Below are 16,493 nucleotides of genomic sequence, written 5' to 3' on the forward strand. Positions count from 1 at the left end.
AACTAAAATTCGAAGGAGGGTTTCTGGATGATAGAAATTGAAAAACCAAATATCACCTTAGTGGAACAAAACGAAAGCAAGACTTACGGCAAAATTGTATTGGAGCCTCTTGAAAGAGGTTTCGCTACAACTTTGGGGAACTCATTGAGAAGAATCCTGTTGTCTTCATTGCCTGGAGCAGCAGTTACATCAATCAATATCCAAGGAATTCTGCATGAATTTTCAGCAATTCCGGGAGTTAGGGAAGATGTAACGGAAGTAATTCTTAACATTAAGAATATTGCTGCTGTAATGCACTCAAACGAACCTGTTCAATTATTGATAGATGCAAAGGGTCCTAGAGAGCTTAAGGCTGGTGATATAATCACCGGAGGAGAAGTTGACATTATCAATGAAGATCTTCATATAGCAACACTTGAAGATGGAGCAGAGCTCATAGTTGAAATGGAAATGGAAAAAGGCAGAGGATACGTAAGGGCTGAAAACAACAAAAAGGAATCTCATGCAATAGGTGTTATACCAATAGATTCCATCTATACTCCTGTAAAAAAAGTAAACTTTTTAGTTGAAAATACAAGAGTTGGCAACAGGACCGATTTTGACAAACTTACACTTGAAGTTTGGACAGATGGTACTATAGAGCCGGAAGAAGCAGTTTCACTAGGTGCTAAAATCTACAATGAACACCTTAACCTGTTTATTTCACTTACTGACCACATCAGCGATGTGGAGATTATGGTAGAGAAGGAAGAGGATGAAAAGGAAAAAGTTCTAGAGATGACAATAGAAGAGCTTGACTTGTCAGTAAGATCATACAACTGTCTGAAGAGAGCAGGAATCAACACAGTTGAGGAACTGACCCTTAAATCAGAAGAAGATATGATGAAGGTAAGAAATCTCGGAAAGAAATCTCTTGAAGAAGTTCAGAAGAAGATAGCAGAATTGGGACAGCATCTGAAAACATCTGATAATTAATCTGAGGCAAAGGAGGTTAAGTATGGGTAAATACAGGAAACTGGGTCGTCCGTCTGATCAAAGAATGGCTATGCTTAGAAACATGACAGCAAGCTTGATTGAAAACGGAAGAATTCAAACTACAGATACAAGAGCTAAAGAAGTAAGAAAGTTTGCTGAAAAGATGGTTACTCTTGGTAAAAGAGGCGATCTTCACGCAAGAAGACAGGCACTTTCATTCATATACGACAAGAATACAGTGGCTAAACTTTTTGAAGAAGTAGCTCCTAAATATGAAGATAGAAATGGCGGTTACACAAGAATATTAAAGATAGGACCACGTAGAGGCGATGGTGCTGAAATGGTAATAATCGAATTAGTGTAAACATCGGGGATTAAGCAGCAATTGTGTCTGCTTAATCCTTTTCCATTTGACATTTCATTGCAACCGGAGTATCCTTGAGTATGTTGCAAAAGATAAATAAATCATTGAATAAATCCATTGATTGAAATTTTTCTAAATATCAGCATGAGTTCAAGCTCAATCAGGACAGGAGGCTGCTATTTAAAAAGATTTTAAACTGATGGATGTTGCTTAAGGAGACAGACATGAATCCAATAATAAAAATAGAAAATGTAAGCTTTAAATACAGTGAGGAAGACAAAACGCCGGCCCTTGACAATGTAAGCCTCAATATTGAAAAAGGTGAGTTTGTAGCAATTCTGGGTCACAATGGATCCGGAAAGTCAACTCTTGCAAAGCTAATAAATTCACTGCTTCTTCCCACAGAGGGAGATATCATAGTCAAGGATATGAATACAAGAGACGATGACAAGCTTTGGGAAATCAGGCAGACAGCAGGTATGGTATTCCAGAACCCCGATAATCAGCTTGTAGCAACAATTGTGGAAGAAGATGTTGCATTCGGACCTGAAAACCAGGGTGTAGAGCCGGATATGATAAGAGAACTAGTGGACAGGTCCCTTAAAGCTGTAGACATGTACGAATACAGAAAAAGACCGCCCCATCTGCTTTCTGGAGGACAGAAGCAGAGAATAGCAATAGCAGGAGTGCTGGCCCTGAATTCAGACTGCATAATACTTGACGAACCTACAGCCATGTTGGATCCTTCCGGTAGAAGCGAGGTTATGGAAACCATAAAAATGCTCAACAAGGAAGAGGACAAGACAATACTCCTCATAACCCATTATATGGATGAAGCCGTTCAGGCAGACAGGGTTGTTGTAATGGATGGAGGGAAGGTGCAGCTTCAAGGCACTCCAAAGGAAGTATTCAAGAACATAGACCAAATCAAGAAATTCGGACTGGATGTGCCCCAGGTTACGGAACTGGCTCATAATTTGAGAAAAGAGGGAATAAGCCTTCCCGAGGACATAATAATGATAGAGGAACTGGTGGAAGAACTATGTCGATAAAAACAGATAAACTTTCATTTTACTACAGCCAGGGTACGCCATTTGAAACCAAGGCTCTTGATGAGGTTACTTTAGAAATTAAAAAAGGTGATTTTGTAGGGATCATAGGACATACGGGGTCTGGAAAATCAACCTTGATACAACACTTCAACGGGCTTATACTGCCGGAGGAGGGAATTGTCAAGATAGATGACAGAAACATCAAGGACAAGGACCTCAAGATCAAGCTCATAAGGCAAAAGGTTGGACTTGTGTTTCAATATCCGGAATATCAGCTTTTTGAGGAAACTGTATACAAGGATGTATCCTACGGTCCCATGAATCTTGATATTGACAGTGAAGAAATAGACAAGAGGGTGAGATACGCCCTGGAGCTGGTTGGATTCAAATTTGAAGACATAAAGGACAAGTCTCCATTCGACTTGAGCGGAGGACAGAAAAGAAGGGTTGCCATAGCAGGAGTGCTTGCAATGAAGCCGGACTATCTTGTTCTTGACGAGCCTACGGCAGGACTGGATCCTGCCGGAAGAAACGAGATACTTTCGAGGATAAGACAGCTTCATGAAAGCGGAATAACCATAATACTGGTTTCCCACAGCATGGAAGACATTGCAAGACTTGTAAAATACATTTATGTAATGTATAAGGGTAAGATTCACATGGAAGGGACCCCTCATGAAATATACAGGGACTCGGAAGAGCTAAAGAAGATAGGGCTGGGTGTTCCACAGGTTGTTGATGTTATGAAAGCTCTGAAACAAAAGGGTATAGATGTGGATACCAATAAGCTTACAGTGGAGGAAGCCTCCGAGGAAATACTAAAGGCATTAAGGAGTAGACAAGATGTTTAAAAACATAACAATTGGACAACACTATCCTGTTGAATCCAAAATACACAATCTTGATCCAAGACTCAAACTGGTCGTTACCCTTTTGTTTATAATATCACTGTTTTTAATAAATCAGTTTCCTGTATATCTGTTGGTAGTTGCATTCCTTGGACTGATTATCAAGCTGTCCAAGGTGCCTGTTAAAATGGTTATCCTTGGATTGAGACCTATACTCATAATAATTCTGGTCACTTTTTTCATAAACCTTTTTATGACCACCGGAGAAGTGATATGGCAAATGGGGCCACTGGATATAACAAGGGAAGGCTTAAGACAGGCAGGATTCATGGCATTGAGGCTTATGCTTCTCATAATGGGTACATCAATGCTGACTCTCACAACTTCACCCATACTGCTGACGGATGGAATAGAGAGTCTCTTGAATCCATTCAAGAAAATAGGATTGCCAGCACATGAGCTGGCAATGATGATGACCATAGCATTGAGATTCATTCCTACGCTTATGGAAGAGACAGAGAAAATAATGAAGGCTCAAAAGGCGAGGGGAGCAGATTTTGAAAGCGGCAATCTTGTAAGGAGAGCTAAAAGCCTCGTACCTCTTCTGGTACCTCTCTTCGTAAGCTCCTTCAGAAGGGCGGACGATCTGGCAATGGCTATGGAAGCAAGATGCTACAGAGGCGGAGAAAACAGGACAAGAATGAGAAGGCTTACTATAACCGGTACCGATTATGTAGCAATGGCAATAACGGCGGTATACGTTGCAGCAATAATCGTTATTAGAATAATAGGGTGATGGATTGGAGAAGAACTATAAACTGACAATTGCCTACAAGGGAACGGACTACAGTGGCTGGCAGGTTCAACCTCAGTTGAAGACTGTTCAAGGCGTTGTAAAGGAAACATTTAAATCTATGTTCAAGTCGGAAATCAGGCTCATGGGGTCCGGAAGAACAGATGCAGGGGTACATGCCCTCGGACAGGTGGCAAATTTCAAATCAGAAATAAGCATACCTCCAGAAAAGCTCGTGCAGGCTCTCAACAGCAATCTGCCAAGAGACATAAGGATAAAGGAATGCTGCATAATGGATGATGAATTCCATTCGAGATTTTCTGCAGTGGGGAAGACTTATCTTTACTATATATACAACAGCAGGGTAGGAAGTCCATTTTTGAAGGACTACAGTTATTTGATCCCCTACAGACTGGATTTTCACAAGATGGAAAAGGCAGCGGAAGGATTCAAGGGAGAGCATGATTTCTTTGGATTCATGTCTACAGGATCCCCTGTCAAGGATACTGTAAGGACCATTTATGATATAAAGCTTCAAAAGCAAAATGATATGATAGCCATGGAAGTTACGGGGAACGGATTTCTGTACAATATGGTGAGAATAATTGCAGGTACCCTCATAGATGTTGGAAGGGAAAAAATACATGCAGAAGATATAGGTAAAATAATAGATTCAAAGGACAGAAGCAGGGGAGGACATACGGCAAAGGCCAATGGTCTTTTCCTGAAAAAGGTATATTATAGCGAAGATGAGATACTAAAGTGTACAAGCAAAAAAACACTTGACACACTAGGCGCCTTGTTATAAAATATCTTAGTGTGTGAGATTAGGAATCCACTAGCCCCGGGTTCTTGATATACGAAATAGATTAATTTAGAATATGAATATAAGGAGGAAAAGCTATGAGAAGTTACATGGCTAAGCCTAGTGAAGTAGAAAGAAAATGGTACGTTATAGATGCCGAAGGCAAGACTTTAGGTAGACTTGCAACTGAAGTGGCAACACTTTTAAGAGGAAAGCATAAACCTATATACACTCCACATATAGATACTGGAGATCATGTTGTAGTTATAAATTGTTCAAAAGTTGTATTGACTGGAAAAAAATTGGATCAGAAGATGCATAGACATCATACAGGATATCCTGGTGGTCTTATAGAGGTTACATACAAAGAATTCATGAGCAAGACTCCTGAAAGAGCAGTTTTCCTGGCAATTAAAGGAATGCTTCCTAAGAACAAGCTTGGAAGACAAATGGTTAAAAAACTTAGAGTATATGCAGGTGCTGAGCACGGACACGAAGCACAGAAGCCTGAAATATACGAATTTTAATTAGGAGGATATGATGAAAGCTCAATTTTACGGAACTGGAAGAAGAAAGAAAGCTGTTGCAAGAGTGTTTATGACTCCTGGTAACGGTAAAATCACTATAAACAAGAGAGACATCGACAACTATTTCGATTATGAAACACTGAAGACAATAGTTAAAGAGCCTCTTATGATAACAGATTCACTTGACAAGTATGACATTAACTGTACAGTAGCAGGTGGCGGATACACTGGACAAGCTGGTGCAGTAAGACACGGTATCTCAAGAGCATTGCTTCAAGCTGATGTTGATCTTAGACCTATACTTAAGAAAGCTGGATTCCTTACTAGAGACTCAAGAATGGTTGAAAGAAAGAAGCCAGGACTCAAGAAAGCAAGAAGAGCACCACAGTTCTCAAAGAGATAATCTCAGAGATTTTTCAATCCCTCAGACCTTATGGTTTGGGGGATTTTTACTATGTAAAGTTAAGATATGAAAAAGCCATAGTTTTAAAAACTATGGCTCGGAATCATTGATTAGATTTTTGATTTTTCTATGGTTATATTGTTGTATCCAGTTTAAAGATACTCATTAGTGTCAATTCCAGTGTAAAGTTTGAGAGGACTTGTTGCATATCCTTTCATTTCAACACGTTCCATCAATGATTTGTTGAAAGGTTTTTCTGTATCATCGATTTTAAATATATTATCAATGCCCATATCGAATCTTTCAGTATCCGTTTCGGTTTCGGCGTATGCTGATAATGTGAATAATAATATTGCGATTATCAACATTGTTGTAATTGATTTCATTATGTACTCCTATACAAATTCTTATTTGATTTATACTTCAAAAATCATTATACTCTTAAAACTAATAAAGTCAATAGAAAAGTAGAAAAACGATGGATATCAAGGAATAAGCTTTAAATACTTTTGATTGGTATGTAAAATTCCATATTTTGATGTTAAATAAAATAAATCATGTAAAACATCTTGCGTGGAATCATTAAAACTGATATAATTTTTCAGTCTTTAAAAGGACACAAATCAATAGAGTGTTTTCTTGGTACCCACTTAAAAAAACAAGTAATGAATATTTATATTTATTTACAGGTAGGTACTCCGGAAACATAATCTTATGTCAAGGAGTTTTTTTATGAGAAAATTTACAACGGAATCTTTGGTTAGGAGCGCAATGCTGGCAGCTTTGTATGTCGCAGTTACTCTGGCGTTTGAGCCAGTAAGCTACGGTCAGGTTCAGTTTAGGATTTCTGAAATCCTTGTACTGTTTGCATTTCTTGATCCAATGTATTCAATAGGACTTACCCTTGGATGTGCAATAGCAAACATGTTCAGTCCCCTTGGAATAATGGATGTACTATTCGGAACAACGGCAACATTCATCGCCATCATGCTCATTGTACAGACTAGAAAGAGTCTTGGATTCAATGTGAAGTCGTTGTTTGTGGCGAGCCTTTGGCCTGCAGTGGCAAACGGCGTAATAATAGGTATAGAGCTTAACTATCTGTTCCAGCTTCCGCTTTTGGCTTCAATGGTTTATGTGGCTGCAGGAGAAGTGGTAGTTGTCTCAATCGTTGGCGTTCTGATTTTCAACGCAATCATTTCAAACAAGAAATTTGTTGAAATGATGACGATTCGATAATTTGTATTTACCTTACCCATGCTGGGATAAAACATCGTGCATCAGTTTCGAAAGGTCAAGCCTTTACTGATATCACGATGTTTTTTATTTTGATTCAAATGATTTATCCATATCAATTCAAATTTATCGATAAAAATGATATAATAAATATATATTTATGAGTTGAGATAAATACGATATTTTAGTAAAAAAGAAAATTAATGTAGTTTTATCTCATAACAAGTTTCGTACTGATTCATATAACATTTGATATATAATTGAACAGTTTATATATCAAACAACACATGAATCAATTCAACTAAAGTTATGATATAAAGACTAGGAGGGAGTATTTATGAGTATTTTAAGCGGCTACCTCATGCCCCATCCGCCTCTTATCATTCCCGAAATTGGCAGGGGAGAGGAAAGAAAGATTCAGAATACAATTGACTCTATGAATGATATAGGACTTGATGTTAAAAGTCTTGCACCTGACACAATAATCGTCATAACGCCCCATGGCAATCTTTTCAGGGATGCTGTCACTGTGAACTGTGACAGGAATCTGAGAGGAGACTTTGGGTCTTTTGGCTACAGGGACATAAAGATGAATTTTGACAATAATTTTGAACTTGCCAACAGGATTGTTGATAATTCAGAGAAGAAAAATGTTTCGGCTATAAGGGTGGACGAGGAATTGAAGAAGGACTACATGCTTGATTCAAGGATTGACCACGGTACAATGGTGCCTCTTCATTTCGTCATCAGTCACTACAATGATTTCAAGCTTGTACACATAACATATGGGATATTGTCCAATGAGGAACTGTACAAATTTGGGAAGATAGTAAAGGATACAGTGAATGAGCTTGGTATAAGAGCCGTTGTCATAGCAAGCGGCGACCTGTCCCACAAATTGATTCAGGGAGCTCCTGCAGGATACTCTCCAAAGGGAAAGGGCTTTGACAAGAATATAATGGAATATATTGGAAATAACAACAGACTTGGAATAATGTCTGTTGACGAAACCTATGCCGACGAAGCGGGAGAATGCGGACTCAGGTCCCTGCAGATTCTTATGGGTGTACTGGACGGTCTTGAAACTGAAAACAGGGTGTTGTCCTATGAAGGTCCCTTTGGTGTAGGATACGGATGTGCGGAATTGAAGGTCAAGGGAGAATCTGAGGAATACAGGATATTTGATGATATATCAAGAGAAAACAAATCCTGGCTAAGAAAGATAAGGGATGAGGAGGACGGTTATGTAAGACTTGCAAGGAAGACTTTGGAAACCTATCTTCATGAAAACAGGACAATAAAACCGAACGAGGAAAAACTGGACGAGGAACTTCTTCATAACAGGGCAGGGGCCTTCGTATCCATTAAGAAGGATGGAAACCTTAGAGGATGCATAGGCACAATAAATCCCACCAAGGGAAGCATAGCTGAAGAAATAATAAACAATGCCATAAGTGCCGGCATATATGATCCAAGATTCAACCCCGTTGAAGAGGATGAGCTTGAAGACCTTGTATATTCCGTGGATATTCTGTCGCCGGCTGAAAAAATACATTCAAAGACCATGCTGGATCCATACAACTATGGAGTGATAGTTACCAGCGGAAGAAAGAAGGGCCTATTGCTTCCTAATCTGGAGGGGATAGATGATGTGGATGAACAACTGCGGATTGCTCTCAGCAAGGCAGGTATTAATCAGTGGGAAGAATACGAAATGGAAAGATTCAAAGTAACCAGGCACCATTAGGAGGAAGTATGGAAAAAGCCAGATTCTGGGAACTGGAAGAAAAGGGAATAAGGTGTACCCTCTGTCCCCATTATTGCCTGATTCCCATAAACAAGAAGGGTATATGCAGACAGAGAAAGAATATCAACAATGTTCTCTATACCCTCAATTATGGAATAGTTACTTCTTATGCCATAGATCCCATAGAGAAGAAACCTCTGTATCATTTCATGCCAGGTACCAAAATTATGTCCTTTGGCAGCAGTGGATGCAATTTCAGCTGCAAGTTTTGTCAGAATCATGAAATATCTCTTGATGAGAATCCAAGAAGCGTGTTTCTCTCCCATGAGAGGCTTGTTGAAATAACAATGAATGAAGGCCTTGATTCGATTGCCTTTACATACAATGAGCCTACGGTATGGTACGAATATATGATAGATACGGCCATGTTGGCCAAATCCTATGGTCTGAAGACTGTTTGTGTAACAAACGGATTCATAAACCCAAAGCCTCTCAAGGAGCTTTTAAAGTATATGGATGCATTCAATGTGGATTTGAAGTCGTTTTCTGACGAATATTACCGAAGCATTTGCGGAGGAAGGCTTGAGCCTGTAATGGAAACAATAAGAACAATTCATGCCAGCAATTCCCATCTTGAAGTTACAACTCTTGTTGTAGAAGGTGAAAATGATGATATTGACGATCTTGAAGACCTTTTCAAGTGGCTTGGATCCCTGGATAGTGAAATAGTCCTTCACCTGTCCAGATATTATCCTGCCTACAAGATGAATAATCCTCCAACGAAGGTGGAGACACTTCTGAAGGCTAAGAAACGGGCAAAAAAGTATCTCAAGCATGTTTATATTGGGAATGTGCCGGGAATTAGTTGAAAGGTGCGGTGAATAAAGATTGTGAAGACAGAGAGGCAGCGATTAGAAATCGCTGCCTCTCTTTATTACCTCGTCCATCTTGCTCATTATATAGTCATATCCGCCAGGTGAATGGGGAATAGCACAGTTTGTACAGTCCTTTATGTCGTTTTTTACCTCATAGTTGCCGCCGCATTCGTCCTTCAGCATATAAAGGGGGCAGAAGCAGAACAGGCAGTTGAACTTGTCTTCTGGAACTCCCTTGTGACAGGGGAAGTATTCACAGGCTCTGTTTTGCACGAACTTGAAGTTTTCCGTTTCGAAATCTCTTCTATGTTTTCCCATAATGGTCTCCTTTATTAAACAATTGAATTATGCTTTTATATTGCACTTAACCAATATATCAGAAAAAACCTGAAACATCCATGGTTTTACTGAAAAATAAGTCATAAATAATATTTAATACAAAAATTTCAGAAAAGGGTTTAATTATGAAGGCGTTTGTATTATTCTATTAGATGAACAATTGTGTTATAATAATATGATATCAACTATTTGACAGTTTAGTAGAATAAGAGGATAGGAAAATGAAAAAGACAATAATAATGACCCACGGAGATTTTGGCAAGGAATTGTTGAAAAGCGTAGAAATGATAGTTGGGAAGCTGGAGGATGCATGTGCAATTTCGCTGAAGCCGGGAGACAGCCCTGAAGAGCTGAAGAAGAGATTGCTGGAAGCCATGAAGGGTGCTGAGCAAGTCATGGTGTTTACAGACATGTACGGAGGGACACCTTTCAATGTGTCTGTAGACGTACTGCAGAACAGATATTTTCATCTCGTGACAGGCGTAAACATGCCTATGCTTCTTGATTACTTCATGAAGGATGAAGTGGACATTGATGAGCTTGTTGAAGCTTCAAAGAACACACTGGTATTTGTAAACAAGGAAATGGGACATTTACAGGAGGAAGAATGAGAGAGATAATACTGGCGAGAATTGATGACAGGCTGCTTCATGGACAGGTTGTGGTGAAGTGGATACCACATCTCGAGGTAGACGCCGTTATAGTGATAGATGATGAGCTTGACAACAATCCTTTTTTGAAGAAGGTTACATTGACAGCAGCACCAAATACTATTGATGCACGAATTACATCAGTGGACAATTTCATTAAATGCTATGAAACTGTGATGGGAAGGACACTTCTTATTGCCAAGACACCTCAGGTTTTTGAAAGTCTCATTAATCAGGGCGTTGAGATAAAGAGAGTGGTTCTTGGTGGAATGGGCTCTGGAGACAACAGAAAAAGCTTATACAAAAGTATTCATGTATCAACAGAGGAGATGGCTTCGCTGGTCAAGATGGCAGATCATCATGTAGAAGTTGATATTCAGATCATACCTGACGATAAACCAAAAAACATCTTGAAAATATAGTTAGGAAGGTGAGTAATGACTTTATTCAACTACATTACACTAGGCATAATATATTTCATAGGCAGTTCAACATCCTTCACCTTTGGTGTGGGATACTACATCTTATATAGATCCATCTTTTCAGGATTGCTTACAGGTATTGCACTGGGGGATCCAGGGGCCGGTCTTATGGCCGGAGCACTGACAAATCTTCTGTTCATTGATTTCACATCTACGGGAGGGTCTTTGAAGGGAGATCCCTGCATGGCTGGAATTCTGTCGGCAATGGCGGCGATCAAATTTGACATTGTGCCTGCAGCTGCCATATCCATGTCATTTCCCATAAGTATGATAGGACTTGTATTGTGGAAATACAGACTTTCGATAAATTCAATATTCATTAAGAATCTTAGGAGAACCATGTACAAGGATGCTGAAAAGGCCGTCAAGTTGAACAATATATATTTGCCTCAGCTGTTGCTTATGGTCATAAGTGTTGCTTTGGCATTTGTTACGGCATGGTTCACTTACAGTCTTGGTTCAAGGCTCCTTGGCAGGTTTCCGGAGATGGAGGTTGTTTTCAATACGACGGGTATAATGCTAATAATACTTTCGTCATCATCAGCCATTTTGTGGTTTAAGTACAAATACAATATAATAATGTTTTCAGCAGCATATCTTGTAGCTGTATACTTCCATTTTGATACATACCTTGTTCTCATAGTCATCCTGCTTTTGTCTGCTCAGAAAAGGAAAACCATGGATATGGAGAAATATAACTCTAAAAGGATTGGCAAGAAGGAAATAGTCAGGTCATGGATGATATGGATGAATTACACTCATTCCTGCTACAGCTTTGAAATGATGCAGGGAGTTGCATTTTCCCACAGCATGATTCCTGTATTCAAGAAGCTGTATAGAGGAAACAGGGAGAAAAAGGATGAAGCTATCAGGAGGCATCTTGAATTCTTCAATACCGAGCCCAATGTCGGCTCAGCCATACATGGATATATAATGCAGCTGGAAGACAGGATGCTTGAGGATAGACAGATATCGGAAGAAATGATATCGGAGTACAAGAAAGGTCTAATGGGAGCTGTTGCGGGAATGGGTGACTTCACAACCCAGACGGTCATAGCGCCTATTACAATACTTGGAATGGTCTATGGAGTGGTGTCCGGCGAGTTGTCGATGTTTGTTTTTTCAACTGCGGTAATGATAGGAACCGTATTGTTCCTTTCTCTCAAGGGATTTTTTGATGGCTTCTACTACGGTGAAGAAGGTGTATTGAGAAGGGTCAACCTTCCCAATGAAATAAAGATATTCAAGTATTCACACAAGATATTTATTGTTTTGCTTGGTTTGGTTGCAGGAGAGTCGATATTTTCCATATTGTCCGACATGGGCATAGTGAGTCTGACAGGTGGGTCTGCAGCCCTCATACTGCTTTTCATTATTTTCAATTATATACTGAGGAAGGGAGTAGAGCTTAGACTTTTGGTTCTATCCATATATATATTAAATATAATTTTTTTGATCATAAGATAAAACAAAGCGGAGGTATTGAATGAAGAAACTTGAAGATTTGAAAAAACTTGTGGACAGGAACAACAGAATGAAACTTGTTGTTGCATCGGCAGAAGAGGAAAATGTTCTGGTAGCAGTGGAAAAAGCATTCAGTGACGGACTCATAGAGCCGGTGCTTGTAGGAGACAAGGAAAAGATAGCTGAATATGTGGAAAAGAACAACCTGGATTTTGGAGACTGTGAAATCATTGGGGCATCTTCATTTGAAGATGCTGCTGAAAAATCTGTAAGAATGGTGAGTGAGGGAAAGGGAGATTTTCTCATAAAAGGACTTCTCGACACAGGAATACTTCTGAAGGCTGTCCTGAACAAGGACTGGGGACTGAGAACGGGGAAACAGCTCAGTCATGTGATGCTTTACGAAATTGAAGCATACCATAAGCTTCTTATGATGACAGACGGAGGAATGGTTACATATCCAGACCTTGATACAAAGGTTCAACTCATAAACAATGCTGTCGAAGCTGCAAAAGGTCTTAAATATGAAACTGTCAAGGTTGCTTGTCTGGCTGCGAAGGAAAAGGTGAACCCAAAGATGCCGGCTACAGTTGACGCCGGTTTTCTCAAGGAAATGTACCAGGATGGAAAGTTCCCTGAAAATGTAATAGTCGAGGGACCTATGGCGCTTGACCTTGCAGTATCTAAGGAAGCTGCAGAGATCAAGAATTATGAAAGTCCTGTTGCAGGTGATGCGGATGTACTTCTGGTGCCGAATATAGAAATGGGCAACGGAATAGGAAAAGCCATTACATATTTTGGCAATGGAACAGGAGCGGGAGTTGTTATGGGAGCAAAGGCTCCAATAGTTCTCGTTTCGAGAGCCGATACCTTCGATTCAAAGTATTATTCAATACTTTTTGGAGGGCTGGTAGCCTCTGCAAACAAGGAATAGAAAAACAGCAGTTAAACAGCAGCAAAACATTGTTAAGCGATATAGTGAAACAATTGTAGAATAAAATAATAGAGCCGGAAACTTCAGCGGTATTGCTGAAATTTCCGGCTTTTTATTTTTCATGGATTGCCGGCTCAAGTTTCCAGCCGTCTCTTCCTTTCGAAATACAGACCCATCATCAGGATCACAACTCCTCCGACAAAGAAGAATATGGACCTTGGCATGAGACCGTAGAACATGTCGAAATAAAATCTGAATATGAGTACGCACAGGAAGAAGAGGGATGTCATTGACTTGTGCTTTATCATAACCAGAAAATAAATGGCAAGAACGGTTCCCCATACGATGGCATAGGTATTACCATCTTCTATTCCAAGGAGGTTTTCCCAAGCTTCCCTGCTGGTCATCAGTACAGCCATTGTGGAAGCCAATATGAAGCCTATGTATTCAGACCACAGGTTGTGGTACTTGAATCTTCTGTAGAAGAGGTAGAAGCCTATTAGCATATATGAAATTATTATCAGTGCTGAATTTGTTTCAAGATATACAAAATACTGAAGAACCAGTGCGCATATCACTCCTACATTTATTATACTGCTTGTGAGCGGGTATTTGTGATATATGTTTGTGAGATAAAATATGGGAATCAAAATTGTGGGCAATATCAGATAGACCTGATCAAGTCCGGATACTGCAAAGAATATTGCCACTACCTGGGCAAAAATGAACATAAGTTTGTCCTTGAATAATATGGACAGTAAAATCAGTATCAGAGACCAGGCGAAAAGCCCTACGCTTTGGTGATAAGGCAAGTCAACAATATTGTAGGCCAGTGACAGTATCCCTCCTATCAGAAAACCGTTTATGTATAGAAATGAATAGGAAGTTTTGGGATTGTGCTTCTTGAGATAAAGATAAAGGACCAGAGATGCAAGGAAAAGCACAAAGAGAATGGAAAGTTTTATGGGATTTGTCATAAATTCCCATTGAGCAGTTACAAAGCTCAGAGCGCTAAGACCCACAAGTGTTGCACCAACGGTAATGACAACCTTAATGAAGTTTATTTCATCAGGCTGTTCATATTGATTCAGGATCTGATTTTTTGTTTCTTCATTGATGACGTGCATTTCTTTTTGGTATTCAAGTTCTTTTTCTAGAAAGTCAAGTTTGAAGGTGCTTATTTTCTTTTTCATGAAACTTCCTCCTAGATTACTTCTTTTGTTTTAGATTAAGAAAGTTAAATATGTTCCTATTTATATTATATCACGATTCAGTATTTGAGTGATTAATTAATGAGAAAAAAGGTGAAATTTTCTTTTGGTTAATGTATAATATTATGACTAATTACATAAATGAAACATTAATGCAGCTTCAAATCTGTTATACTTAAGTGACAGTCGACTTATGTGGAGGAAAAATGATATTTATTAAGAATGGATACATAAAAACAATGGCCGGAGAAGATATTGAAAATGGCCAGATACTCATAGAGGAAGGGATAATAAAGGCAGTAGGAAAAGAAATCGAAGCACCTGCAGATGCTCAGGTAATTGATGCCCGGGGCCTTATTGTAACCCCCGGACTTGTAGATGCACATTGTCATCTTGGAATGTGGGAGGAGGGTATAGGTTTCGAAGGTGCTGATGGAAATGAAGCCGTTGAACCTGTCACCCCTCAATTAAGAGCCATAGATTCAATAAATCCCATGGATATTTCATTCCAGGAAGCCAGGGAGGGTGGAGTTACAACTGCCGTATCTGGACCTGGAAGCGCCAATGTAATAGGTGGAACCTTTGTTGCAATGAAGACATGGGGTAAAAGAATTGACAATATGATTGTGAAGGATCCTGTAGCAATGAAAGTTGCTTTTGGTGAAAATCCCAAAAGGGTATATGATGACCAGCACAAATCCCCTACAACAAGGATGGCTACGGCTGCAATCCTGAGGGAGATGCTTTTTGAAGCGAAAAAATATGCTGAAGACAAGGAAAGAAGCATTACAGAGCCTGATGAGAAGCCTGAATTCGATCTTAAGCTTGAAGCATTGCTGCCTGTAGTCAAAAAGGAGATACCTCTTAAGGCTCATGCCCACAGAGCTGATGACATATTCACTGCACTGAGGATAGCAAAGGAATTTGACCTTGACATAACCCTTGACCACTGTACTGAGGGACATCTCATAGCTGATGAGCTTGCAATAGATGGAAAAGCGGCAATAGTGGGTCCTTCTTTTGGAAGCAGAACCAAATTCGAGCTGAAGAATATGACATTCGACACGCCAAGGGTTCTTAATGACGCAGGAATAAAGATAGCAATCATGACGGATTCTCCAGTTATTCCTCTGCAGTTTTTGAGCATGTGTGCAGGACTTGCCGTGAAGTCCGGACTTCCTGAAGAAGACGGATGGAAGGCAATTACCATCAATGCTGCAGAAATAGCTGGGATAGCCGACAGGGTAGGATCAATAGAAAAGGGCAAGGACGCCGATATTGCAATATTCAAGGGGAATCCATTGAAAAGCATAGACCATGAGGTGAAGGCTACAATCATCAACGGAAAGCTTGTATACAACAACCTTTAATGGGCAAAAATGCAAAAAACTTGAAGCTGACTACTTCAAGTTTTTTCAGTTCTTCCAGATTCTTTTACAGTAGATCTGTATAAGGTGAGTTTCAAACACCTGTCCTGTGTGCTCTATGACAACAGTATCACCTATGCTTACTTTATTGTTCACTGAACCGCTGAAAACAGTCTCGTCCATAAGATAAGCCATGTATGACTTGCTTTTTTCGGATTCGATTAGAAATCCGTTGGAGTAGATTTGCGCCACCCTTCCGTTCATTATATTGTCATTGTTTACCTTTTCAGGGTAGAAGTTGATTATGATTGTAGCTAATAGAATTACCGATATAATAAGAATTGACATATAATCCATCCATGGGTTTTGGTTTATTATTTTAAGGTTTGGTTTATGTTAACATTTGAACCTTTAATTAATC

General features: G+C 39.5%; 20 protein-coding genes. 16 read left to right on the top strand and 4 right to left on the bottom strand.

Going from position 1 to position 16,493, the window contains the following annotated elements:
• The first annotated feature begins 27 nt into the window (after positions 1–27).
• The 8 genes from BUB05_RS15195 to rpsI all read left to right on the top strand — a co-directional run bounded on the left by BUB05_RS15195 (position 28) and on the right by rpsI (position 5,767).
• The gene (locus tag BUB05_RS15195; RefSeq protein ID WP_073050472.1) at positions 28–975 is read left to right on the top strand and encodes a DNA-directed RNA polymerase subunit alpha; all 948 of its coding nucleotides are present in this window, start codon (positions 28–30) and stop codon (positions 973–975) included.
• Positions 976–997: 22 nt separating this feature from the next.
• Positions 998–1,339, top strand: a complete 342-nt coding sequence (rplQ, locus tag BUB05_RS15200) for a 50S ribosomal protein L17 (RefSeq protein WP_073050473.1) — start codon at positions 998–1,000, stop codon at positions 1,337–1,339.
• Positions 1,340–1,563: 224 nt separating this feature from the next.
• The gene (locus BUB05_RS15205; RefSeq protein WP_073050501.1) at positions 1,564–2,391 is read left to right on the top strand and encodes an energy-coupling factor transporter ATPase; all 828 of its coding nucleotides are present in this window, start codon (positions 1,564–1,566) and stop codon (positions 2,389–2,391) included.
• Complete coding sequence (locus tag BUB05_RS15210; RefSeq protein ID WP_073050474.1) at positions 2,382–3,242, top strand: energy-coupling factor transporter ATPase; 861 nt, start codon at positions 2,382–2,384, stop codon at positions 3,240–3,242. The genes BUB05_RS15205 and BUB05_RS15210 overlap by 10 nt, the downstream gene beginning before the upstream one ends.
• Complete coding sequence (locus BUB05_RS15215; protein ID WP_073050475.1) at positions 3,235–4,035, top strand: energy-coupling factor transporter transmembrane component T family protein; 801 nt, start codon at positions 3,235–3,237, stop codon at positions 4,033–4,035. Before BUB05_RS15210 ends, BUB05_RS15215 begins: the two co-directional genes overlap by 8 nt.
• Before the next feature lie 4 nt (positions 4,036–4,039).
• Positions 4,040–4,840 (top strand): tRNA pseudouridine(38-40) synthase TruA, encoded by an 801-nt coding sequence (gene truA / locus BUB05_RS15220; RefSeq protein ID WP_073050476.1) that lies wholly within the window; start codon positions 4,040–4,042, stop codon positions 4,838–4,840.
• 95 nt (positions 4,841–4,935) lie between these two features.
• A complete protein-coding gene (rplM, locus tag BUB05_RS15225) occupies positions 4,936–5,364 on the top strand; it encodes a 50S ribosomal protein L13 (protein ID WP_073050477.1) in 429 nt (142 codons plus the stop codon).
• A 10-nt stretch (positions 5,365–5,374) separates the two neighbouring features.
• Complete coding sequence (gene rpsI, locus BUB05_RS15230; RefSeq protein ID WP_073050478.1) at positions 5,375–5,767, top strand: 30S ribosomal protein S9; 393 nt, start codon at positions 5,375–5,377, stop codon at positions 5,765–5,767.
• A gap of 152 nt (positions 5,768–5,919) precedes the next feature.
• On the opposite strand, the gene BUB05_RS15235 is transcribed toward rpsI, so the two are convergent.
• On the bottom strand, positions 5,920–6,153 hold the full coding sequence (locus tag BUB05_RS15235) for a hypothetical protein (RefSeq protein ID WP_073050479.1): 234 nt from the start codon (positions 6,151–6,153) through the stop codon (positions 5,920–5,922).
• A gap of 346 nt (positions 6,154–6,499) precedes the next feature.
• On the opposite strand from BUB05_RS15235, the gene BUB05_RS15240 reads away from it, so the two are divergent.
• From BUB05_RS15240 to amrS, 3 genes are all read left to right on the top strand, one after another.
• Entirely contained in the window at positions 6,500–7,006 is a 507-nt protein-coding gene (locus BUB05_RS15240) for a QueT transporter family protein (protein WP_073050480.1), read from the top strand.
• Positions 7,007–7,340: 334 nt separating this feature from the next.
• The gene (gene amrA / locus BUB05_RS15245) at positions 7,341–8,750 is read left to right on the top strand and encodes an AmmeMemoRadiSam system protein A (RefSeq protein WP_073050481.1); all 1,410 of its coding nucleotides are present in this window, start codon (positions 7,341–7,343) and stop codon (positions 8,748–8,750) included.
• 8 nt (positions 8,751–8,758) lie between these two features.
• Positions 8,759–9,619: an AmmeMemoRadiSam system radical SAM enzyme gene (gene amrS / locus BUB05_RS15250; RefSeq protein WP_073050482.1), complete on the top strand. Its 861-nt coding sequence runs from the start codon at positions 8,759–8,761 to the stop codon at positions 9,617–9,619.
• Positions 9,620–9,661: 42 nt separating this feature from the next.
• On the opposite strand, the gene BUB05_RS15255 is transcribed toward amrS, so the two are convergent.
• On the bottom strand, positions 9,662–9,943 hold the full coding sequence (locus BUB05_RS15255; RefSeq protein ID WP_073050483.1) for a cysteine-rich small domain-containing protein: 282 nt from the start codon (positions 9,941–9,943) through the stop codon (positions 9,662–9,664).
• A 242-nt stretch (positions 9,944–10,185) separates the two neighbouring features.
• Here BUB05_RS15255 and BUB05_RS15260 point away from each other — a divergent pair, with 242 nt between their 5' ends.
• Genes BUB05_RS15260 through BUB05_RS15275 form a run of 4 tightly spaced genes read left to right on the top strand, consistent with a single transcriptional unit; the run spans position 10,186 to position 13,494 of the window.
• Positions 10,186–10,575, top strand: coding sequence for a PTS sugar transporter subunit IIA (locus BUB05_RS15260; protein WP_073050484.1), 390 nt, complete (start codon positions 10,186–10,188; stop codon positions 10,573–10,575).
• Entirely contained in the window at positions 10,572–11,036 is a 465-nt protein-coding gene (locus tag BUB05_RS15265) for a PTS sugar transporter subunit IIB (RefSeq protein WP_073050485.1), read from the top strand. Before BUB05_RS15260 ends, BUB05_RS15265 begins: the two co-directional genes overlap by 4 nt.
• 15 nt (positions 11,037–11,051) lie before the next feature.
• Positions 11,052–12,563 carry a PTS system mannose/fructose/sorbose family transporter subunit IID gene (locus BUB05_RS15270; RefSeq protein ID WP_073050486.1) on the top strand — a complete coding sequence of 504 codons (1,512 nt, stop codon included), beginning with the start codon at positions 11,052–11,054 and terminating at the stop codon, positions 12,561–12,563.
• Positions 12,564–12,582: 19 nt separating this feature from the next.
• The gene (locus tag BUB05_RS15275) at positions 12,583–13,494 is read left to right on the top strand and encodes a phosphate acyltransferase (RefSeq protein WP_073050487.1); all 912 of its coding nucleotides are present in this window, start codon (positions 12,583–12,585) and stop codon (positions 13,492–13,494) included.
• A 134-nt stretch (positions 13,495–13,628) separates the two neighbouring features.
• Here the strand turns inward: BUB05_RS15275 and BUB05_RS15280 are convergent, their stop codons facing one another.
• Complete coding sequence (locus BUB05_RS15280; RefSeq protein ID WP_073050488.1) at positions 13,629–14,687, bottom strand: DUF2157 domain-containing protein; 1,059 nt, start codon at positions 14,685–14,687, stop codon at positions 13,629–13,631.
• A gap of 224 nt (positions 14,688–14,911) precedes the next feature.
• Between BUB05_RS15280 and BUB05_RS15285 the strand changes: the two genes are divergently transcribed.
• Positions 14,912–16,075, top strand: coding sequence for an amidohydrolase (locus tag BUB05_RS15285; RefSeq protein WP_073050489.1), 1,164 nt, complete (start codon positions 14,912–14,914; stop codon positions 16,073–16,075).
• Positions 16,076–16,120: 45 nt separating this feature from the next.
• Here the strand turns inward: BUB05_RS15285 and BUB05_RS15290 are convergent, their stop codons facing one another.
• On the bottom strand, positions 16,121–16,420 hold the full coding sequence (locus tag BUB05_RS15290; RefSeq protein WP_073050490.1) for a hypothetical protein: 300 nt from the start codon (positions 16,418–16,420) through the stop codon (positions 16,121–16,123).
• Positions 16,421–16,493 lie beyond the last annotated feature (73 nt).

It is taken from the genome of Dethiosulfatibacter aminovorans DSM 17477 (assembly GCF_900142005.1).
Classification (GTDB): domain Bacteria; phylum Bacillota; class Clostridia; order Tissierellales; family Dethiosulfatibacteraceae; genus Dethiosulfatibacter; species Dethiosulfatibacter aminovorans.